Here is a 19,822-nt window from a genome sequence, read left to right on the forward strand (position 1 = left end):
TATAGTTATTAGTTTAATTTTTATTTTTTACACACTTACGTCCTCCCCAACCGCCAATCGCGACAACAACAAACTTTGTAGTTGAGTGAGTTTTTGGTTTTCAACGCTTTTATATATAAAACATTCATGAAGTGAAGAAAATTGTTTTGTAAATAATTTTATTATTTCAATATGGGGTTTTAATATTTGTGTAGCATCTAAATTGGTTCTAGGCAATTGCTGTAATGCGCTACCAGTAATGCTTGATTGTATTTCGTTTCTATAATCTGTACTCTGAAATAAACAGCCTAGGTAAAAAGTTGAATATAGATTACCTCCATTGATTCTAACCAATTGTGCGTTAATATTACAATTAATATATTCGTTTGTCACAAAAGCTATTTTCCCAATATCTCCTCTTGTTGCCATTAAAATATCTCCTAATTTTGTATGACCTTTTTTAAGTTCCATATGTTGATTTTCAGATATATAATATAAATTTTCAGAATTAATTATTTTATTTTTAAAATCTGTACCTCTTATAAATGGAACACCTTTATTTTTAAAATCAGATGATTTTGGATATTTTGAACTGTAATTTCCGTCTGATATATCTAATTTGAGAGATTTTAAATCTCCAACTTGCCACCCCTCCGGAATCTCCTTCCCAAGTTCGTCATTCCAAACCATTTTACCGCCGGAAGACTTGTAAGGTTTCCCCTGTTCGTTTGGAAACTCAAAATCCACAAACCAATGTTTATACAAAGCTTGCGCAGTAGCTTCCAGCTTTTCGCAAATCTGGTCGTTCACTTTTATTTTGTTGGCTATGCTTTGGTATTGCGCTACAATTTGTCGCTGTTCTTCTATAGAAGGAACTTTTATTTCAATAGACTTCAAAGCCTCTAAATGAAGTCCTCCTCTTACATCCGCATCGGTGTAGAACCAACACTGTCTGTCAAACTCTTTACGTCTAAACCATAACATCAGATATTCTGGCAAAACATTAGAAGAAATTACTTCAAAAACATCATAAGCTGGAGAAACTATAAAATCATAATCAAAAGTTGACATCGAAATAGGCAGTCTTTCATCACGACCAACGTGCATTCGGTTGCAAGCAAATTGATATTTTTTTACAACTTTATATTTTTTTAAATCAACACCAATAATATTTGCCACAGATGGCATAAAAAATTTATCAATATTAATCCCAAATAATATTGTTGCGTTTCCATCAGTATTTTTATTACTGATAAATTTGACAAGATCGCCCAACTTTCTATAACTCATAACCTAAAGTTTTAAATACATTGGAAACCTCATTTTTCAAGTGGTTATCCTGCTCAAATAAATCTTTCAAATCTGCCTGCAAATTTTGCATCTGCTCATTATAATCCAGACTTTCATCACGGTTGACGAATTCAATATATTTACTGGGTACTAAAGAATAATCTTTTTTACGGATGTCTTCCAGAGTCGCACTGTAAGAATATTCAGGAATATCCTGATAGGTTACTTTCCAGTCTTGCTGTTGCCAGTTATGATAATGGGTAGCAATAGCCGTAATCTCTTCTTCGCCAAACTGAATATATTTCTTTTCAAATGGTTCACCTTTCTGTCGCAGATCCATAAACAGCACTTCGCCTTTTCGGTCACGGTAATTTTTTACACCATCGTTCACTTCAAAAGTTCGCTCATTTTTATTGCGGTTCAGAATCCAGAGTGTTACCGAAATATCGGTAGAATAAAACATACTTTGAGGTAAAATCACAACGGCTTCCACCAAATCATTTTCAATAATCTGTTTCCGGATTTTATATTCTTCGCCACCACCACTCAAAGCACCGTTCGCCAAAATAAATCCGGCAACACCATTCTGAGAAAGCTTGGAGATCATATTCAGAATCCACGCATAGTTGGCATTGGATTTTGGGGGTACTTCATAACCTGCCCATCTTGGATCGGTGGTCAGTTCGCTGTCTGCACGCCAGTCTTTTAAATTAAAAGGTGGGTTCGCCATTATGTAGTCGGCTTTCAGATCTTTGTGCTGGTCGTCGCCAAAAGTATCTGCGGCTTTGTTCCCCAGATTAGAAGAAATCCCACGGATGGCAAGGTTCATCTTCGCCAATTTGTAGGTGGTATTGGTAAGCTCCTGACCGTAGATAGAAATGTCTTTTTTGTTTCCTTTATGCTTTTCGATAAATTTCAGCGACTGTACAAACATCCCACCCGAACCACAGGAAGGGTCATAGATTTTCCCTTTGTATGGCTCTATCATTTCAGCGATGAGGTTCACAATAGACTTTGGCGTGTAGAACTCTCCTTTTCCTTTCCCTTCGGCAATGGCAAATTTGCTCAGGAAATATTCATACACACGCCCTACAATATCGTGGGCTTCGTCGCGTAGCGTATCAATATTGTTGATGGTATCCAGCAAAGCCGAAAACTTCGACTGATCTAGTCCAAGACGGGAAAAATAATTGTCTGGCAAAGCACCTTCCAGAGATTTGTTGGTACGTTCAATGGTTTTCAGGGCAGAGTCTACAATCAATGTAATATTCTCCTGCTTGGCGTTTTCCATAATGAAAGTCCACCTTGATTCTTCCGGCAGATAAAAGACATTTTCTGCCTGATAGAATTCGGGAATGTCCAGAAATGCTTCTTTGTGTTCATTGATGAGTTCTTGTCTTCGTCTCAAAAATTTGTCATTCGCAAACTTGAGGAAGATCAGACTCAACACGACGTGTTTGTATTCGGAAGGCTCTACAGAACCTCTTAATTTATTGGCAGAATCCCACAGGATTTCTTCGGTACTTTTTGTTTTTGCAGCTGTTTTCGTTGCCATGTATTCTTTTCGGAAATTAAAAATCGGGAACTCATTTTTGATAACAGCGCTTCCTGCTTATCGCATGCTCCCCTTTGAACCCAAATATAAACAAAATACCTCTTCGAAACACGAAACAACTGAGCTAATATTTCCCGGCTTAAATTACAACCGCGTGTCACCACCATCGGGCGACTGTGCCCGGCAAGAGCCCCAGCACTCAACCCTTTGTAAACAGTCTATAGCGCTATATATAGGATTTACAGACTTTGTTCGTGTTTTGGTCGGGCTTTGTTCGGGGCACCTTCGGAAAAATGCGGTTTAATCCGAAGCGCCTCCGAAGAACTTCCGAAGAATACCCGAGCAATTACACAGGAAACAGCATTTTCCTTCAACAGTAAAAAACATGAAAAAACAGACGCAGAATTCACTTCCCTGAAGCGCCGCTATACATTTGTCTCAATATTAACCCCAAAAATATAAATACAATGGGAAAATTACACAAGGGAATCCTCGGTGGATTCAGCGGTACAGTAGGGACCGTAGTAGGTTGTAACTGGAGAGGCAAGGATATTATCCGCAGCCGTCCGAAATCGTCAGGCAAAACGCCGACAGAAGCCCAGCTGCTCCAGCGGATGAAATTCAGACTCGTCGTTGGCTTTCTGACTCCGCTGCAAAGTATTCAGCAGCAGTTCTTTGCAGGAAACTCCGGCGTGAAGTCCAGGATGAACCAGGCCGTTTCTTATCACATCCGCGAAGCGGTGGAAGTGCTGAACGGAGAACCCACTTTGGTGTACAACAAAGTGCTCATCACCAAAGGCGATCTGGCAAGCCCTCAAAATGCCGAAGTAGGACCTGCTGCCGGCGGCATGCTGAATTTCATTTGGGAAGACAACAGCGGACAGGCGAATGCAGCGGCAGAGGATGTCTTCTGTACAGTAATTTTCTGTGAGGAACTGGGCATTTTCTCCCTCTACGACAGTGCAGCAACGCGTACTGATTTGGTGGCGGAACAGGCGGTTCCAAACTCGATGACGGGCAAATCAGTTCATGTGTACTGCTATTTCCGCAATGCCATGGCTGGCACAGCCAGCACATCGGCTTACCTGGGCGAAACAGTAATTCTGTAAAAAACCCAGGGTGGCTTTAACCGCAGAGGATTCATCTTCTGCGGTTAATTTTTCTAAAAAAAAGTCAAGAAATAGCCGGTCTTAAGCAATGTGTTTTACGTGTAAATCCTCTGTATCCCCTATCTGTAAGTTATTACAAACAAATCGGCACCAGCCGGCCCGCGTTCCATGCATCTCTACAGAATTTTTGTCAAAAAGCATAAAACACTAGCTTTCAATCCACTATAGACACGGTAACCTGCTTTCAGTTGTCCTTTCATTTTTTCGGCCTTATCTACAGATTTGTCAAAGCTGTTAGCCGATAGCAGTCGCTAAGTATTTCAAACCAAAAACAGATCATAAGAAATCAAAATATCAATGCGTCACAACGAATATAGAAAACAGGTAAAGACGGCAACAGTTAAATTATTACAGCACAGTAAAATGCCCATGTACAAACGAAAATCTTATGCGTCACAACTTTATTTAGCAAGGTTAAACAACTTTGTACCATACAAAAGAAGAAACTGAGAACCAAAGGCCTCCGGAAAAACAAATTCTTGCAAACTCCGCGTAACACTTTTTTTTATAAGGTTGGGTCAACTTTGTACCGTACCGAAGATTAAACTTAAAACGATTAAGAAATTATGAAAAACAAATTCAAAAATCAAGAAATATGAAAAACATTAAATGGATGAAAAAGCCGCCAGTTTTAAGAAACCAGGAAACAAATAAATTTTCTAACCAACAAAATTATAAGATCATGAAAAAGCCAAAACTTTACATTGACACTGTAGATTATATGGATCTGCACAGCGTTTGTCAAACCACAGCACAGCGGAAGCTGGCCGAACTGCGTAAAAGATACGGGGTACCCCCAAGAAAACCTCTTCCGATACAGATTTACTGCCGGCATTTCGATTTTGAAATAGAAGAAGTACGGCAGCATTTTGCCTGATGCTTCACTTGCCAGTCGTGCACAATTCATGCATTGTGGAAGCCAGTGCGGAAAATCTACCTATTTTACTTATTTCACCAAATTGGGGTAAAATAAGCAGATTTAAATCTATCTATTTTGTATTTTACCTGTTAAATAAAATTATTTTCAGCAAAATAACCGCTTATTTTTTCCAATCGCTCTACGAAGTCTCACGACCTCAGCGCAGATTAATACTTAAAACCAAAGTTGAGGATTTGTTTATTAACCTGTAACATTATTTCAGGACAGGTCATAGATTCATATTAAGCCGGAAGATCAAAAATCCGGTCCAATAAAGTTCGCATTTCGGGTATCCATTTCCATGGAGATCTGATAGGGGAAAAATGCGCCTATTTATACTCATCTGCAAGAAAAATTATGTTATTGCGCGAATAATTCTTAATTTTACGGAAAATTAGAATTGCTTGTGATTAACCAGAAATTAACACCAAAACAGAAAGCTTTAGCTATAAATCTGGACACTAATATTTACGGAACTTTTGCCGAAATTGGTGCAGGTCAGGAAACAGTTCGTCATTTTTTCAGAGCAGGAGGCGCATCGAGAACCATCGCAAAAGCAATGTCGGCCTATGATAAGGATTTCAGTGATGCGATTTACGGTAAAGAGGCCAAAAACAGATATGTTACACAAAACCGCCTCCGCAAAATGCTTCGTTATGAAGTGGCATTGATTGAGGAACGCCTGAACCGTGAAAACAATCCCGGACGCAAGTTCTTTTCCTATGCAAATACCGTAACGACCATTAATTTTGATAAAACACTTAAAGGTCACGGCTGGGTTGGGCTGAGATTTCAGCTGGATGAAAAAGAAGATTACAACGAAATCGTTTTCCACGTAAAATTCAATGAAAACGACGCGACCTTACAGCAGGAAACTTTGGGTAGTCTTGGTGTAAACTTAATTTATGGTGCCTATAATCTCTCGGATAATCCGCGAAAACTCATAGAATCCCTTTACGACGATATTTCTACCGATAATGTGGAGATTGACATGATCGATTTCAGCGGTCCGGCCTTCACTTATGTCGATAACCGTTTAATGAGTCTGCAACTCGTGAAAAACGGAATGACGGATGCAGTAATCTTTAATCCTGAAGGAAACAACATGCTTCCGGCAGACATTCTCTATAAGAAGAATATTTTTGCTGTTCGAGGCAGCTTTAGGCCGGTAACCCTCGTGAATATTGACATGTTCGAACGGGGCCTCGAAATGTTCATGAAAGATTCGTGCTGCAGTTTTGAGGAAACTGTTGTTCTTTTCGAAATTACAATTTCTAATTTGCGAGCATCGGGAGATATTGATGAACGCGATTTCCTGGACAGGGTCGATGTTCTGGCAAAACTGGGTTACACGGTAATTATCTCCAACTTCTCTGAGTATTTCCGTCTGATCGATTATTTTGCGAATTACACAAGCGGTAAAATAGGTGTTGCCATGGGGGTAAATAATTTGCTAGATGTATTTGATGAAAATTATTACAAAAACCTTTCAGGTGGAATTCTGGAGGCTTTCGGCAAATTTTTCAGACAGGATATGACGGTTTATCTTTATCCGTATAAAGATCCCGAAACCCACGAATTACTTACATCCAACAATTTAAGGGTAAGCGATAATCTGAAGGAACTTTACAAATATTTCAAACTCAACAAACGAATTGTTGACATAAAAGATTATAATCCGAATCACTCCGAAATTTATTCGCGCGAAATCCTAAACAAAATCGCAAACCACGAATCCGGCTGGGAAAATCAGGTACCGGAAGGTGTTGCAGAAATGATTAAAGAACGCGGAATGTTCGGCTACAAAGAAGAATTAAAACTAAAAGAGTTCTCTTAAAAAAACAAAATAAAATGTCTGAAATAAAAAAAAGACTTTCCTCCATCTTGGAAAGCCCAACTCACAATACTGAAGCTAAACTACAGAAAATCTGTCAACTTCTGGATCAGGAAATTTCATATTTCAACTGGACCGGATTTTACTTTAAAAACGGCGACAAAGAAGAACTGATTCTCGGCCCTTATGTTGGTGCAGAAACCGATCACACCGTCATTCCTTTCGGAAAAGGTATTTGTGGACAGGTTGCGGTTTCCAACGAGACTTTCGTAGTTCCCGATGTTCATGAACAGGATAATTACCTGAGCTGTTCCATTGATACGAAAGCGGAAATTGTAGTTCCTATTATTAAAAACGGCGAAAATATCGGGCAGATTGATATTGATTCTCACACCTTAGATCCTTTCACTGCCGAAGACCGCGAAATGCTGGAATGGCTTTGCGACGAGATTGCGAAAATTATCTAATCAGAATTATTCTAAAATAAAAAAAGTGTGGATTTTCAACAGATCCACACTTTTTACTTTATTGAAAATCTCTTATTTTCCAGCCAAATCAGAAATTCCTTTTTTATCTAAACGGAAAACCGTCCATTCATCCATCGGTTTGGCTCCCAATGCTTTGTAAAATTCAATGGAAGGCGTATTCCAATCGAGGACTGACCATTCAAAACGTCCACAATTTTCGGCTTCTGCTATTTTTGCCAATTCGATAAGCAGCGATTTTCCGTAGCCTTTTCCGCGGTGTTCCGGTTCTACAAACAAATCTTCCAGGTAAAGCCCAGGTTTTCCAACAAAAGTGGAGAAATTGTAGAAATACAAAGCAAATCCGACTGGTTTCCCATTTTCTTCTGCCATTAAAACTTTGGCGAAATTATTCGTGAAAATATTTTGCTGAAGTTCTTCTACTGAAGTGATGACATCATTTTCAAGTTTTTCATAAACCGCCAGTTTTTTAATTAAATCGAAAATAACCGGCGCGTCGCTGGGAACTGCTTTACGGATTTTAAACATATTATTTTGTTTTATAATGCAAAAATAATTAATATTAATGGAATTTTCGAGGGAATTACTGCCTCAAAGCCCCACTTTAGCAGTGTGTGTAATCTCTTTTTTATTTTTCAGGAAATATTGGGAAAGAAAAGAAAAAACGAGTGGTGAAAGCGGGAAATAACTTCTACAAAAAAACCTCCGGAACACGCCGAAGGTTATTACTTATCATTAAGAGGTTTAATTTTAAATCTCGGTATTCAGATCCCAGTTCTGCAGATAATCGTGAACATGTTTCAGGAACATACCGCCCAGCGAACCATCTACCACACGGTGGTCGTAAGAATGTGACATGAACATCAGGTTGCGGATCGCAATTACATCGCCGTCTTTAGTTTCTAGAACTGCAGGTTTCTTAACGATTGCGCCAACGGCAAGAATTGCCACCTGTGGCTGGGGAATAATCGGTGTTCCCATCAGGTTTCCGAATCCTCCGACATTCGAGATGGTGTACGTCGCGCCCTGCGTATCTTCAGGTCTGAGTTTTTTGTTTCTTGCACGGTAAGCCAAATCGTTGATTGCTTTGGCAAGTCCGGAAAGTGAAAGCTGATCAGCATTTTTAATTACCGGAACAATCAGGTTACCATCCGGAAGTGCAGTTGCCATTCCGATGTTGATGTTTTTCTTTTTGATGATTTTATCGCCGTCCACCGAAACGTTGATCAATGGGAAATCCTGAATAGCCTTCACGATTGCTTTCACAAAAATCGGCATATAAGTCAGTTTTTCGCCTTCTCTTTTTTCGAAAATGTCTTTATGTTTCGTTCTCCATTTTACGACGTTGGTTACATCGGTTTCGATGAACGAGGTCACGTGCGGCGAAGTTCTCTTGGAATTCACCATGGCATCGGCAATAATTTTACGAACTCTGTCCATCTGGATAATTTCGTCGCCCTCGCCTATCTGAACCGGAGCGGAAACTGGAGCGGATTGTGCAACAGGAGCTGAAACTACTGCCTGCGGAGTTGGTGCGGGAGCAGCGACCGCTTGAGGCGTAGCACTTCTGTTGGCTACGTAAGATAAAATATCTTCTTTTGTAATTCTACCTTCAAGACCGCTTCCTTTGATGGATTTCAGTTCGGTTTCAGAAATATTTTCCTGCTGTGCAATGTTTTTCACCAGTGGCGAAAGGTACAGATCTCCAGAAAATTCCTGAGTTGCAGCGGCTGCCAAAGGTTTTTCGAGTTCTTTAATATCTTCCTGAGTCGGTGCAGGAATTTCGGTTTTTACTTCGTTATGAGATTTCGGTTCCTGCGGCTGTTCTGCAACAGTTTCACCGGCACCGGCAACTTCCATAATCGCAATTGCTTCGCCAATTTTTGCCACTTCATCCTTCTGTTTCAGGATTTTTACAATTTTCCCGGAAACAGGCGTCGGAACATCAGAATCTACCTTGTCGGTTGCGATTTCGACTACGGAATCGTCTTCCTTTACCATGTCGCCTTCATTGAACATCCAACTGATGATTGTAGCTTCCATCACGCCTTCTCCCATTGAAGGAAGTAATAATTTATATTCTGCCATTTTTAGATTTGGATTTTTACAAAGATAAAATTTTTTACGGATTAAAGAAATCTGAATTTTTACACTACATTTTTGATTTTTTTACAATCAAGAAAAATATAAAACCATTTTTAAATTGAGGAAAAGTATTTTACATTTTTTGGACTTTAAGAATTAAATTTGCTCATTAAAATTCATAAAATGAAAAACCTTTATATCGTTGCACTCTTCCGTTTCAAAGAAAATTATCTGATGGACGCAATTGAACTGCTGAAAAAATTAGTCTTCGAAACCCGTAAAGAAGAAGGCTGCCTGCAGTATGATCTGGTAGAAGACATCGAAAACAAAGGCGTTTTTTTCATTATGGAACTTTGGGAATCCCAGGAACATCATTACAAACATTCAACAACGGAACATCTGGATCATTTCAGAATTCAGTCTTCTGGAATGATGGAAGAATACACTCAGGTTTATAAAGGATTTAAAACGTTCTGATCATGAAGCTGATCTATATTTTACTTTTCAGCCTTCCTTTTTTAACATTCGGCCAGAAATTTACACCAGAAGAAATTTCCCGCATCATGAAGGGAGACGTTAATTCCTCATTGCCTATTTTTCAAACATCCGACTCGTTGCAAAATACCGTTTTATTAGCAAAATCCAAAGATGTTAAGCCAAGGAATAAGTACACAAAAGTTTTAGTAAGCCGCATGAAATCTGCACTGGTTTCCACTAAAGGCGGGGTTGGGATTGCTGCACCACAGGTTGGGATTAACCGAAACATTATTTGGGTACAACGATTTGACCGACCAGAAAAGCCTTTACAGTATTTTCTGAATCCTAAAATTATCTGGCGTTCGGAAACACTGAATCTGGGGCCTGAGGGTGATCTTTCCATCAGTGATTTTCGGGATCAGTTTTATAGAAACCAAGTTATTCAGCTGGAATATTTCGATTTAAAAGGAAAAAAACACAATGAAATTGTGGAAGGTTTTACGGCCGTCATCATCCAGCACGAAATCGATCATCTTTTTGGCATTCTGATTTCCGACAAAATTAAAGAGCAAAATCTCAGGACTTATCAGCCAGTGCAGGTTTATAAGGAAATTAAGTAAGAAAACTTGGATTGTAAGCGATTTTAAATCAAGGTCGCCTCAAAAACGTCCATAAAATGTTTTTTGATTTTTTCTTTTAACGCTGCTACTTCATCAGCGGAAAATTCACGCTCGAGTTCTCTTTTTAGGGACGTTACAGACTTATCTTTAATTCCGCACGGAATAATGTATTCAAAATATCTTAAATCGGTGTTCACATTCAGCCCGAAACCGTGCATCGTCACCCATTTGGAGGTTTTCACGCCCATTGCGCAAATTTTTCGGGCATAAGGTTTCCCTACATCCAGCCAAACACCGGTTTCGCCCTCGCTTCGTTCGCCTTTCAGCCCGTATTCTGCAATCACGCGGATGATTACTTCTTCCAGATTTCTCATGTACAGAAAAATATCGGATTTAAAATTATCCAGATCCAGAACCGGGTAACCCACCAACTGCCCGAAACCGTGATACGTAATATCGCCGCCACGGTTTGTTTTTACAAAAGTTGCGTTAATCGCTTTAAGTTTTTCGGAATTTGCGAGCATATTGTGTTCATCGCCGGATTTTCCCAAGGTATAAACGTGTGGATGCTCTACAAAAAGCAGATAATTTGGTGTTTCTTCATGTAAACCGTCAGTTCTGTCGCGGTTTTTAAGTTTCAGATCGATGATTTCCTGCATCAGTTTCGATTGATACTCGAATGCTTCTTCATAATCCATCAAACCTAAATCCTGAAATTTCAAACTCCTGTTCTGTGTTGCTGTCATGTAATTACAATTATTTGGGCAATCCCCTGCCAAGCTACTACAGCCGCGGGGTCGGGCTTTACGTTGCAATCTTTTTTCCGCGGCGACGAAGCCGCCGCGGAAAAAGGATTTCCACTTCAATCCCTATTGCGGAAGCAGTTGTATAACCCAAAGCGCTTTTAGGACCACAAAAATACAAATTAATTTACTATGCTTTGAATAAAGTTTGTAGCATTTTCCTTCCAGTTCTCTTTTTCTAAAAGAATTTTCACGAACGCTGTGCCTATAATTCCGCCATCTGAATATTCTGTCACTTTCCTGAAATCATCTTTCGACTGAATCCCAAATCCTATCATCACAGGGTTTTTAAGTTTCAAATCCGAAAGGTTTTTCAGGTATTTATCATTGTCGATTTCCTTTACCGAACTTCCGGTTGTTGACGAACTCGAAACTGCATACAGAAAACCGGAACTGAGCGAATCAAGATACCTGATCCTTTCATCGGAAGTTTCCGGCGTGACCAAAAAAGAAAAATTCAGGTGATGTTTTTCTAAAATCGGTCTGTAATTTTTTTCAAATTCAATCGGAGGAAGATCGGGAATAATCAGTCCCGACACACCGGATTCCGCACATTCCCGGCAAAAATTTTCGAAGCCAAAACTCAGAACCGGATTGATGTAGCCCATTAAAATGATGGGAATTTTAATTTCAGTTTTTACCGATTTCAGCTGTTCGAAAAGTTTTGCGATCGTCATGCCGTTTTTCAGCGCAAGTTCGTGGGCTTTCTGAATGACAGGTCCATCCGCCACGGGATCCGAATAGGGCATCCCGATTTCGACCATTTCTGCGCCGGAACTTTGAATAATTTTCAGAATTTCTGTCGTGTCTTCCAACTCCGGAACTCCTGCAGTAAAGTAAATATTGAGTTTTTTGTGGTATTGGGTGTTGGATGCTGGATGCTGGATGCCAGAGGTTGGGTATTGAATGTTATTTTGGTCGGTCATGATTTTTGTTTTTTGAGTACATATTGTTAAAAAGCCTGGACCCGCGCCCCGGCCTGAGTGGAGCTCTTTTTGCGAGGAGGAACGACGAGCAAAAAAGCGGGAACGGAGGACGGAAAAAGGCGCCCAAACAATTTTAAATATTTTTAAGATAAGTTTCCATGTCTTTATCCCCGCGCCCGGAAAGGCAGATTACAACGACATCGTCCTTTGCAAAGGTTTTTCTGTTCAAAACTGCCAAAGCGTGCGCACTTTCCAAGGCCGGAATAATTCCTTCGAGTTTGGTGAGTTCAAAAGCTGATTTCAGCGCTTCATCATCATTGACGGAGAAAAATTCTGCGCGCTCTTCTTTGAACAGATTGGCGTGAAACGGCCCTATTCCGGGATAATCCAAACCCGCAGAAATGGAATGCGGCTCGATGACCTGTCCGTCTTCCGTCTGCATCACTAGGCTTTTGCTGCCGTGGAGAACGCCCAAAGTTCCGAGAAAAGTAGTTGCGGCAGATTTCCCTGAATTCACTCCAAAACCACCGGCTTCGGCCGCAATTAATTTTACATTTTCTTCATTCACAAAATGGTAAAAAGTACCTGCAGCATTGCTTCCACCTCCTACACAGGCGATGACGAAATCTGGATTTTCACGTCCGGTTTTCTCTTTCAGCTGCCATTTTATTTCTTCCGAAATGACACTTTGAAATCTCGCCACCAAATCGGGAAACGGATGCGGACCAACGACACTTCCAATGATGTAATGCGTGGTTGTGGAATTGTTGATCCAGTCGCGTAACGCTTCATTCACTGCGTCTTTCAGTGTTTTAGAGCCTGAAGTTGCGGGAATTACTGTGGCGCCCAGCATTTTCATTCTTGCGACATTCGGAGCTTGTCTTGCGATATCGATTTCGCCCATGTAAACGATGCATTCCAAACCTAAAAGTGCGCAGGCTGTCGCCGTAGCAACGCCGTGTTGCCCGGCACCGGTTTCTGCAATAATGCGGTGTTTGCCAAGTTTTTTGGCGAGTAAAGCCTGTCCGAGTGCATTGTTTATTTTATGCGCGCCGGTATGGTTCAAATCTTCTCTTTTTAAATAAATTTGAGTCTGATATTTTTGGCTTAAATTTTTAGCGAAATACAGTGGTGTTGCTCTTCCTACATAGTTTTTCAGCAAATGCTGAAATTCTTCCTGAAATTCAGTAGATTCGATAATCTGAAGATATTTTTCCTTTAATTCCGCAACATTTGGGTATAACATTTCCGGGATGAAGGCACCGCCAAATTCGCCGTAATATCCGTTTTCGTCGGGGTTTTTATAATTTTTCATAAAAGTTTTTTATTTTTTCGAGGTCTTTGTTTCCAGCCTCGGTTTCAAATTTAGAATTGATGTCGAGCGCAAAAGGTTGCTGCCTAATATTTTGAATATCATTAAAATTTAATGGAGAAATTCCGCCGCTCAGAAAATAAGGTTTGGGAATTTCGAGTTCATTTAAAATCTGCCAGTTGAAGGTTTTTCCGGTTCCGCCAAATGCTTTGGAATCGGTATCGAAAAGAAAATAATCGACATCTGATTTTAAATTTTGAATTTTGAATTTTAAATTTCCGAATTCATTCCCTACTCGGAAAACCTTTATAATTTTTACTTCTTTATTCAGTTTATTCCGCAGTTCATCAATAAAGTTTTCTTCTTCGTCGCCATGAAGCTGGATATAATTCAACGCTGTATCTTCAGCAATTGCTACAATATTTTCAACTGACTCGTTTACAAAAACTCCGACTTTTCCTGAATGTTTAATTCCGGAAATCTCGCTTAAACTTAAATGGTTTAAAACATATCGTGGTGATTTTTTGTAGAAAATAAAGCCCAAAAAGTCAACCTTCATCGAAATTAATTCATGAATTTGATCTGTTTTTGTTAAGCCGCACACTTTTAGCTTCATGTTTATAAGTAATTTACAAATTCTTCAAATGCTTTTCCCGGATTCTGGTTTTTCATAAAATATTCGCCCATTAAAAATCCGTTGAACCCTTTTTCTTTTAAAAATCTGAAATCTTCCACGCTGTAAATTCCGCTTTCTGCAACAGACAGCGTATCTTTTGGAAGAAGATTTTTCAGGTTGACTGAATGCTGCAAATCGACTTTAAAATCTTTCAGATTCCGGTTGTTGATTCCGACCAAATCGATGTCTTTATTAAAATGATTCAGTTCCGCTTCCGTGTGAATTTCCAATAAAACTTCCATTCCCAACTCGTGAGAAAGACTGGTGAAATCTTTTACCTGTAAAGGTGAAAGACAGGCGGCAATCAGTAAAACTACATCTGCGCCAATTGATTTTGCTTCGTAAAACTGGTATTCATCTACCATGAAATCTTTTCGCAGGACGGGAACGTGAATTTCGTTTCTGATATTGAGAATATCCTGAATGCTTCCGCCGAAAAAATGAGTATCGGTAAGAACCGAGATTCCACTGGCACCGCAATTTTCGTAATATTTTGCTACTTCCAGAACATCTGCTTCGTCATTAATTAATCCTTTGCTTGGAGATTTTCTTTTGAATTCTGCAATAATCCCGGATTTTGATTTCAGGGAATCTTTTAATGACAACTTTTGGCGATGAAAAAACTCAGAATCCTGCAGTTGCTCCACCGTAATTTTTGATTTTGCCGCTGAAACTTCCTGTTTTTTTCTTTCTATGATTTGGTCTAAAATATTCATTCCTCAATTTTAATTTAAGATATTTTTCAAGCACTGCAAGGCTTTCCCACTTTCCAGGCTTTCCTTTGCCAGAAGCAAACAATCTTTATATTCGCCGAATTTTCCGGTATTCTTCAATGCAATCGCAGCGTTTGCCAAAACCACAGAATTTTGCTCGTATGTACCATTTCCTTCGAGAATATTTTTGAAAATATGAGCCGCATCCTGTTTTGTATTTCCGCCAAAAATCGTTTCGGGCTCAATATTTTTAAATCCTAATTCTTCTGCTGAGAAAATGTATTCGCCGCTTTTATCAAAGATTTTGGTGTCGCCAGTAAGCGAAATTTCATCATATCCGTCGAGCGCGTGCACCAACAGAAAGTTTTCGTTTTTTTTCTGTAATAAATACTGATAAATACGTGCAATTTCCAAACTGTAAACGCCAATCATGGAATATTTCGGCTTTGCAGGATTAACCAGCGGACCTAAAACATTGAAGAAAGTCCGCAAACCCAAACCTCGCCTCAACGGCGCTACAGATCGCAATGCCGGATGAAAAAGTGGCGCATGAAGGAAGCAAATATTTCCTTTTTCCAGATCTTTCTGTAAATCTTCAGTATTTGTTTTGAATTGATAACCAAGTTCTTCCAGTACATTCGACGAACCTGAAACGGTTGAAACACCGTAATTGCCATGTTTCGCGACTTTTTGGCCGGCGCCGGCAACCACAAAACTTGCCAATGTGGAAATATTGAACGTGTCTTTTCCGTCACCGCCGGTTCCCACGATATCGACCAAATCGTCGGTTCCTAAATCCGCAGGAACTGCAAGATTCAAAAGCGCTTCGCGAAAGCCTTCCAATTCCTCCAAAGTAATGCTGCGCATGAGAAAAACGGTTACAAAAGAAGTGACCTCATTTTCATTGAATTTGTTTTGGGCAATTTCTGTGAGAATGGCTTTTGCTTCCGCTTTTGAAAGCGTATTATGGTTGAATAAATATTGTAAAATCTGTTTCATTTTTTTGATTTTAAGAAGTCAGAAAGTTTTCTAAAATCTGTTTTCCTTGAGGTGTTAAAATACTTTCCGGATGATACTGAACGGCGTGCACATCGTAGGTTTTGTGTTTGAGACTCATAATCATTCCACTTTCGTCGACGCTTGTAATTTCAAGTTCATCTGGAAAATCTTCAGGATTTACGGCCCAGGAATGGTACCGGCCAACTTCAAGTTTTTCAGGTAAATTTTTGAAAAGTTTATGGTCTCTCATTTGAGTTGCTTCGGTTGCAACACCGTGGAAAATCTCTGAGAGATTGATTAAACTTCCGCCGAAAGCTTCCGCAATCGCCTGTTGACCAAGACAAACACCGAGAATTGATTTTGTAGGAGCATATTTTTTAATAAGATCCAGAAGAATTCCGGCTTCCTGGGGAATTCCGGGACCGGGTGAAAGGATGATTTTGTTGTATTTATTGATGTCATCCAAAGAAATCTGGTCATTGCGGAACACCTCTACTTTCTCACCCATAATCTGTTCAATCATCTGAACAAGATTGTAGGTAAAACTGTCGTAATTATCTAAAACTAATATTTTCATGAGATATTTTAAACTAATTTTTCTGCTTTAAGAATTGCTTTTTTCAGTGCGCCTAATTTATTATTGACTTCCTGCAGTTCGTTTTCTGAAGAAGATTTGGCCACAATTCCGGCTCCGGCCTGATAAAATAAAGTATTGTTTTTACTTAAAAAAGTGCGGATCATAATCGCCTGATTGCAGCTTCCATCAAAACCAACGAAACCTATAGAACCTCCATAGAAACTGCGCGAAGTTTTCTCATATTCATCAATCAGCTGCATGGCGCGGTATTTCGGAGCGCCGCTTAAAGTTCCCTGCGGAAATGTTGTTGCGATCATTTCATACGGATTTTGATCCTCGGAAACCTCAGCAGTGACTTCTGAAACCATATGGATGACATGCGAAAAAAACTGAATTTCCTTGAGTTTTGAAACCGTAGTATTTTTTCCGATAATGCTTAAATCATTTCGCGCTAAATCAACAAGCATCGTATGTTCGGCATTTTCTTTTGGGTCTTTTCTGAGTTCTTCGGCAGATCTCAAATCTTCCCCGATATTTCCGGTGCGTTTGAATGTTCCTGCGATGGGATGAATAACGGCTTTCTGGTCTTTAATAATCAACTGACTCTCCGGACTGGAACCCATCAGTTTATAATCTCCGTAATCGAAGAAAAACAGATAAGGTGAAGGATTGATGTTGCGCAAAGCACGATAAACATTGAATTCATCGCCGATAAATTTCTGCTGAAATCTTCGGCTTAAAACCAACTGGAAAACATCGCCACGGAAACAGTGTTTTTTAGCAGTTTTTACGCCATTTCTGTATTCTTCGTCTGTTAAATTCGATTCTTCAGAACCTGTTTTTTGAAACGGAAAAACCGGTGCATTTTTTTGCTGGATTAAATTTTCAACCACTGAGATTTCTGATTTTAAACCCACAATTTTGTTTTCGATCAGAAACATTTCATCGTTATGATGATTGATCGCAATAACATACTGGTAAAGACGGTAACGCAAAAGCGGAATTCTGTTTTCCTCTGAAAGCTCCTTGAATTTTATATTTTCAAAAAACGGAATGGCGTCGTAAGAAGTGTAGCCAAAAAATCCCTGCGCTGATTTGGCAATTTCATGATTTGCCAGTTCACATTCAAAAACTTTTGAAAAATTCTGAAGTAAATCTGTTAGTTTTTCATTTTCAATATTTAGGGTTTCAGGACTTTCTAACGGGAATTTAATCTGGGCTTCAGTATAATTTTTAATTTCAATTCCGGCGATTGCATTTACTGCGATGAAGGAAAAATTATTGTCGGTATTTTGATTTCCGGCACTTTCAAGAAGAATGGTATCGCGGAACTGGTCCCGAAGTCGAAGGTAAATTCCGATGGGAGTAAAAAGGTCGCTCAGCGTCGATTTTACGGTGGTTTTGAGTTTTATTTTCTGATTGAAATTCATTATTTGGTGAAATTTTTAAATAAAAAAAAGACTTTAACATTACGTCAAAGTCTTTTCAATTTTTTGATAAAATATAAATTTTTACACAAAAGAGCAGTGCTCAAGACTTTGAAAGTTTTGAGGCCACCACCAGTTTGTATTGTTATTCGTTTTCATTGTTGCAAATATATAAATCATTTCTAATTTAAAAAGAAAAAAATTAAAAAATTTATTCTTCAACATTCTTCAGTGCCATTAGCAAATGATATGCTCCTTTGGTTACGAAGGCTTTATTGGCATTTTTAACGTCAAAATTAAGCAGTTCGGTTAAACCGTTTTCAGCATTTCCTATCGTTACGGGAAACATTTTGTACGTTTTCGGTTTTATCTCTTCAAAAATATACTGTTTGCCTTCCCAGGTTACGATGGCATCGTCGGGAATCACAAAACCTTTCTCTGCATTTACTTCAATCTCTGCATTCATAAATGTTCCCGGAATAAGGCTTTCGTTTTTGTCTATCAAATCGCAGTGAATCAGAACACTGCGGTCCGGCGCGAAATCTTTTCCGATTAATTTCACAACTGCTGCGTACTTTTTTTCAGGATTCTGGTTTGTGAATGCATAAACATTCTGTCCGACAGAAATTTTATTAAGATCTTTTTCAAACACTTTCAGAGCCAAATGCGTTTGTCCGTTATTTACGATTTCATACAAAACATCGGCGGAAGAAACATATTGGCCAATAGTCGCATTCACTCGGGAAATGTAGCCCGAAATCGGTGCAACAACGCTCACAGATTTTCTGATATTTCCGGAACTCACACTTCCGGGATTAATTCCATACGAACGCAGTTGAGACTCAATTCCGCGAACGGCAGCACCCTGTGATTGGGCTTCGTTGGCAGCTTTCTGAGTAACCTTGTCGGAACTTGCCTGATATTTATTCAGATATTTCTGACGGTTATAATCTTTTTGTGCATAACCCAAATTCGATTTTGACTGAAGATATTCCTGCTGAAGCCGCGCCAATTCAGGATTTTCTACCACGGCTAAGGTTTGCCCACGGGTTACATAATTTCCGGGGACAAAACGCGCAGTTTTTATAATTCCTCCGGTAGAAGATGATACGCCTGCCATTCCTGTTGGCGGCACATTGATCTGCCCGGTAAGCAGAATTTTGTTAGCAATATTTTCGTTATTAAGGGTTGTAGTTTCAATTCCGGCGGTTTTTTTCTGTAAATCGGTGAGTGTGATTTGGTCGCCGGAAATGGCGTACGTTTCCTGGGCTACCGCCTCCTCCTTTTTGGCACAGGAGAATAAAAGAACCCCGGAAAGCACTGCTATAATTGATTTTTTCATTTTTTTAATGGTTTAATTATTCTCCGCCAATCATTTTGGAGGCAATTCCTTTTTTATTCGTGAGTTCTGCTACTGTAATTCCAGCAAAATGTAGTAATACAAATACAGGCATCCAGTAGACGGCAAATTTGTGTATCTGTTCTGCCCTTTCCAGCGCCTGTTCTGAAGCAAGTTCCCACATCAACGCAAAACCTGTGATAATTTGCACCGTCAACAAAATATAGAAAATACTGTACACAGTTCCCTGAAGTTTCTCTTTTCCTGTAGATGATTTGGAGAAAGGATTAGGATATCTTACGCCTTTAGCTAATAGATATATTATTCTTAAAATGTAAGCGAACACAAGCACATACGCGAAATTGAGATGCCAATCGAACATCGGGTTAATGATGCTTTTCGCGATCCCAACTACACTTTCTTGGGGCAGTTGAACATTATTTTTGGTCAATTCTGCGGAAATTGCCGCAGTAATTGTTTTTTTAGACATCCAGTACATTCTTAAAAATCCGGTAGTAAAAAGAACCAGCATTGCAACGGCGATTAACCAGTGGATAAATCTGTGGAGTGTTGTGAATTTTTTCATAGCTTTTATTTTTAAATTTCGTTTTGAAGTTTTAGTTGAAACTTCGCAGCA

General features: G+C 39.3%; 20 protein-coding genes. 6 read left to right on the forward strand and 14 right to left on the reverse strand.

Going from position 1 to position 19,822, the window contains the following annotated elements; all coding sequences use genetic code 11:
• Window positions 1–27 precede the first annotated feature (27 nt).
• Window positions 28–1,269 carry a restriction endonuclease subunit S gene (locus CDW55_RS08405; RefSeq protein ID WP_088469294.1) on the reverse strand — a complete coding sequence of 414 codons (1,242 nt, stop codon included), beginning with the start codon at window positions 1,267–1,269 and terminating at the stop codon, window positions 28–30.
• On the reverse strand, window positions 1,259–2,824 hold the full coding sequence (locus CDW55_RS08410; RefSeq protein ID WP_088469295.1) for a type I restriction-modification system subunit M: 1,566 nt from the start codon (window positions 2,822–2,824) through the stop codon (window positions 1,259–1,261). The genes CDW55_RS08405 and CDW55_RS08410 overlap by 11 nt, the downstream gene beginning before the upstream one ends.
• Before the next feature lie 467 nt (window positions 2,825–3,291).
• Between CDW55_RS08410 and CDW55_RS08420 the strand changes: the two genes are divergently transcribed.
• The 4 genes from CDW55_RS08420 (at window position 3,292) to CDW55_RS08440 (ending at window position 7,213) form a co-directional block, all read left to right on the forward strand.
• Complete coding sequence (locus tag CDW55_RS08420) at window positions 3,292–3,933, forward strand: DUF6266 family protein (RefSeq protein ID WP_088469297.1); 642 nt, start codon at window positions 3,292–3,294, stop codon at window positions 3,931–3,933.
• Between the two features lie 655 nt (window positions 3,934–4,588).
• On the forward strand, window positions 4,589–4,870 hold the full coding sequence (locus CDW55_RS08425; RefSeq protein ID WP_088469298.1) for a hypothetical protein: 282 nt from the start codon (window positions 4,589–4,591) through the stop codon (window positions 4,868–4,870).
• 451 nt (window positions 4,871–5,321) lie between these two features.
• A complete protein-coding gene (locus CDW55_RS08435; protein WP_088469560.1) occupies window positions 5,322–6,749 on the forward strand; it encodes a nicotinate-nucleotide adenylyltransferase in 1,428 nt (475 codons plus the stop codon).
• A gap of 14 nt (window positions 6,750–6,763) precedes the next feature.
• Window positions 6,764–7,213, forward strand: coding sequence for a GAF domain-containing protein (locus CDW55_RS08440; RefSeq protein WP_088469300.1), 450 nt, complete (start codon window positions 6,764–6,766; stop codon window positions 7,211–7,213).
• 72 nt (window positions 7,214–7,285) lie between these two features.
• On the opposite strand, the gene CDW55_RS08445 is transcribed toward CDW55_RS08440, so the two are convergent.
• Window positions 7,286–7,759 (reverse strand): GNAT family N-acetyltransferase, encoded by a 474-nt coding sequence (locus tag CDW55_RS08445; protein WP_088469301.1) that lies wholly within the window; start codon window positions 7,757–7,759, stop codon window positions 7,286–7,288.
• 222 nt (window positions 7,760–7,981) lie between these two features.
• Window positions 7,982–9,319, reverse strand: a complete 1,338-nt coding sequence (locus CDW55_RS08450; RefSeq protein ID WP_088469302.1) for a dihydrolipoamide acetyltransferase family protein — start codon at window positions 9,317–9,319, stop codon at window positions 7,982–7,984.
• Window positions 9,320–9,499: 180 nt separating this feature from the next.
• Here CDW55_RS08450 and CDW55_RS08455 point away from each other — a divergent pair, with 180 nt between their 5' ends.
• Together CDW55_RS08455 and CDW55_RS08460 are read left to right on the forward strand one after the other, a co-directional pair.
• On the forward strand, window positions 9,500–9,793 hold the full coding sequence (locus tag CDW55_RS08455; protein WP_088469303.1) for a putative quinol monooxygenase: 294 nt from the start codon (window positions 9,500–9,502) through the stop codon (window positions 9,791–9,793).
• 2 nt (window positions 9,794–9,795) lie between these two features.
• Window positions 9,796–10,413, forward strand: a complete 618-nt coding sequence (locus CDW55_RS08460; RefSeq protein WP_088469304.1) for a peptide deformylase — start codon at window positions 9,796–9,798, stop codon at window positions 10,411–10,413.
• 23 nt (window positions 10,414–10,436) lie between these two features.
• Here the strand turns inward: CDW55_RS08460 and lipB are convergent, their stop codons facing one another.
• The 10 genes from lipB to CDW55_RS08510 all read right to left on the reverse strand — a co-directional run bounded on the left by lipB (window position 10,437) and on the right by CDW55_RS08510 (window position 19,771).
• Entirely contained in the window at window positions 10,437–11,159 is a 723-nt protein-coding gene (lipB, locus tag CDW55_RS08465; protein WP_088469305.1) for a lipoyl(octanoyl) transferase LipB, read from the reverse strand.
• A gap of 179 nt (window positions 11,160–11,338) precedes the next feature.
• Window positions 11,339–12,142: a tryptophan synthase subunit alpha gene (gene trpA, locus CDW55_RS08470; protein WP_088469306.1), complete on the reverse strand. Its 804-nt coding sequence runs from the start codon at window positions 12,140–12,142 to the stop codon at window positions 11,339–11,341.
• A gap of 133 nt (window positions 12,143–12,275) precedes the next feature.
• Window positions 12,276–13,457 carry a tryptophan synthase subunit beta gene (trpB, locus tag CDW55_RS08475; protein ID WP_088469307.1) on the reverse strand — a complete coding sequence of 394 codons (1,182 nt, stop codon included), beginning with the start codon at window positions 13,455–13,457 and terminating at the stop codon, window positions 12,276–12,278.
• Complete coding sequence (locus CDW55_RS08480; RefSeq protein WP_088469308.1) at window positions 13,444–14,070, reverse strand: phosphoribosylanthranilate isomerase; 627 nt, start codon at window positions 14,068–14,070, stop codon at window positions 13,444–13,446. The genes trpB and CDW55_RS08480 overlap by 14 nt, the downstream gene beginning before the upstream one ends.
• A gap of 2 nt (window positions 14,071–14,072) precedes the next feature.
• Complete coding sequence (gene trpC / locus CDW55_RS08485; protein WP_088469309.1) at window positions 14,073–14,846, reverse strand: indole-3-glycerol phosphate synthase TrpC; 774 nt, start codon at window positions 14,844–14,846, stop codon at window positions 14,073–14,075.
• A 9-nt stretch (window positions 14,847–14,855) separates the two neighbouring features.
• Window positions 14,856–15,842, reverse strand: coding sequence for an anthranilate phosphoribosyltransferase (gene trpD / locus CDW55_RS08490; protein WP_088469310.1), 987 nt, complete (start codon window positions 15,840–15,842; stop codon window positions 14,856–14,858).
• Between the two features lie 10 nt (window positions 15,843–15,852).
• Entirely contained in the window at window positions 15,853–16,419 is a 567-nt protein-coding gene (locus tag CDW55_RS08495) for an anthranilate synthase component II (protein WP_088469311.1), read from the reverse strand.
• 8 nt (window positions 16,420–16,427) lie between these two features.
• The gene (locus CDW55_RS08500) at window positions 16,428–17,849 is read right to left on the reverse strand and encodes an anthranilate synthase component I family protein (protein WP_088469312.1); all 1,422 of its coding nucleotides are present in this window, start codon (window positions 17,847–17,849) and stop codon (window positions 16,428–16,430) included.
• 208 nt (window positions 17,850–18,057) lie between these two features.
• On the reverse strand, window positions 18,058–19,188 hold the full coding sequence (locus CDW55_RS08505) for an efflux RND transporter periplasmic adaptor subunit (RefSeq protein ID WP_088469313.1): 1,131 nt from the start codon (window positions 19,186–19,188) through the stop codon (window positions 18,058–18,060).
• Window positions 19,189–19,204: 16 nt separating this feature from the next.
• Window positions 19,205–19,771: a cytochrome b/b6 domain-containing protein gene (locus CDW55_RS08510; RefSeq protein WP_088469314.1), complete on the reverse strand. Its 567-nt coding sequence runs from the start codon at window positions 19,769–19,771 to the stop codon at window positions 19,205–19,207.
• Window positions 19,772–19,822: the final 51 nt, after the last annotated feature.

Source organism: Chryseobacterium sp. VAUSW3 (assembly GCF_002205795.1).
Taxonomy (GTDB): Bacteria; Bacteroidota; Bacteroidia; order Flavobacteriales; family Weeksellaceae; genus Kaistella; species Kaistella yananensis.

Bases quoted from the DNA above. Each gene is read 5' to 3' on its own strand.
- CDW55_RS08510 (WP_088469314.1), bottom strand. From the start codon at position 19,771: ATGAAAAAATTCACAACACTCCACAGATTTATCCACTGGTTAATCGCC.
- CDW55_RS08405 (WP_088469294.1), bottom strand. From the start codon at position 1,269: ATGAGTTATAGAAAGTTGGGCGATCTTGTCAAATTTATCAGTAATAAA.
- CDW55_RS08440 (WP_088469300.1), top strand. From the start codon at position 6,764: ATGTCTGAAATAAAAAAAAGACTTTCCTCCATCTTGGAAAGCCCAACT.
- CDW55_RS08505 (WP_088469313.1), bottom strand. From the start codon at position 19,188: ATGAAAAAATCAATTATAGCAGTGCTTTCCGGGGTTCTTTTATTCTCC.
- CDW55_RS08420 (WP_088469297.1), top strand. From the start codon at position 3,292: ATGGGAAAATTACACAAGGGAATCCTCGGTGGATTCAGCGGTACAGTA.
- CDW55_RS08410 (WP_088469295.1), bottom strand. From the start codon at position 2,824: ATGGCAACGAAAACAGCTGCAAAAACAAAAAGTACCGAAGAAATCCTG.
- trpA (WP_088469306.1), bottom strand. From the start codon at position 12,142: ATGACCGACCAAAATAACATTCAATACCCAACCTCTGGCATCCAGCAT.
- CDW55_RS08425 (WP_088469298.1), top strand. From the start codon at position 4,589: ATGAAAAACATTAAATGGATGAAAAAGCCGCCAGTTTTAAGAAACCAG.
- CDW55_RS08460 (WP_088469304.1), top strand. From the start codon at position 9,796: ATGAAGCTGATCTATATTTTACTTTTCAGCCTTCCTTTTTTAACATTC.
- CDW55_RS08450 (WP_088469302.1), bottom strand. From the start codon at position 9,319: ATGGCAGAATATAAATTATTACTTCCTTCAATGGGAGAAGGCGTGATG.
- lipB (WP_088469305.1), bottom strand. From the start codon at position 11,159: ATGACAGCAACACAGAACAGGAGTTTGAAATTTCAGGATTTAGGTTTG.
- CDW55_RS08500 (WP_088469312.1), bottom strand. From the start codon at position 17,849: ATGAATTTCAATCAGAAAATAAAACTCAAAACCACCGTAAAATCGACG.
- CDW55_RS08495 (WP_088469311.1), bottom strand. From the start codon at position 16,419: ATGAAAATATTAGTTTTAGATAATTACGACAGTTTTACCTACAATCTT.
- trpB (WP_088469307.1), bottom strand. From the start codon at position 13,457: ATGAAAAATTATAAAAACCCCGACGAAAACGGATATTACGGCGAATTT.
- CDW55_RS08445 (WP_088469301.1), bottom strand. From the start codon at position 7,759: ATGTTTAAAATCCGTAAAGCAGTTCCCAGCGACGCGCCGGTTATTTTC.
- trpD (WP_088469310.1), bottom strand. From the start codon at position 15,842: ATGAAACAGATTTTACAATATTTATTCAACCATAATACGCTTTCAAAA.
- trpC (WP_088469309.1), bottom strand. From the start codon at position 14,846: ATGAATATTTTAGACCAAATCATAGAAAGAAAAAAACAGGAAGTTTCA.
- CDW55_RS08455 (WP_088469303.1), top strand. From the start codon at position 9,500: ATGAAAAACCTTTATATCGTTGCACTCTTCCGTTTCAAAGAAAATTAT.
- CDW55_RS08480 (WP_088469308.1), bottom strand. From the start codon at position 14,070: ATGAAGCTAAAAGTGTGCGGCTTAACAAAAACAGATCAAATTCATGAA.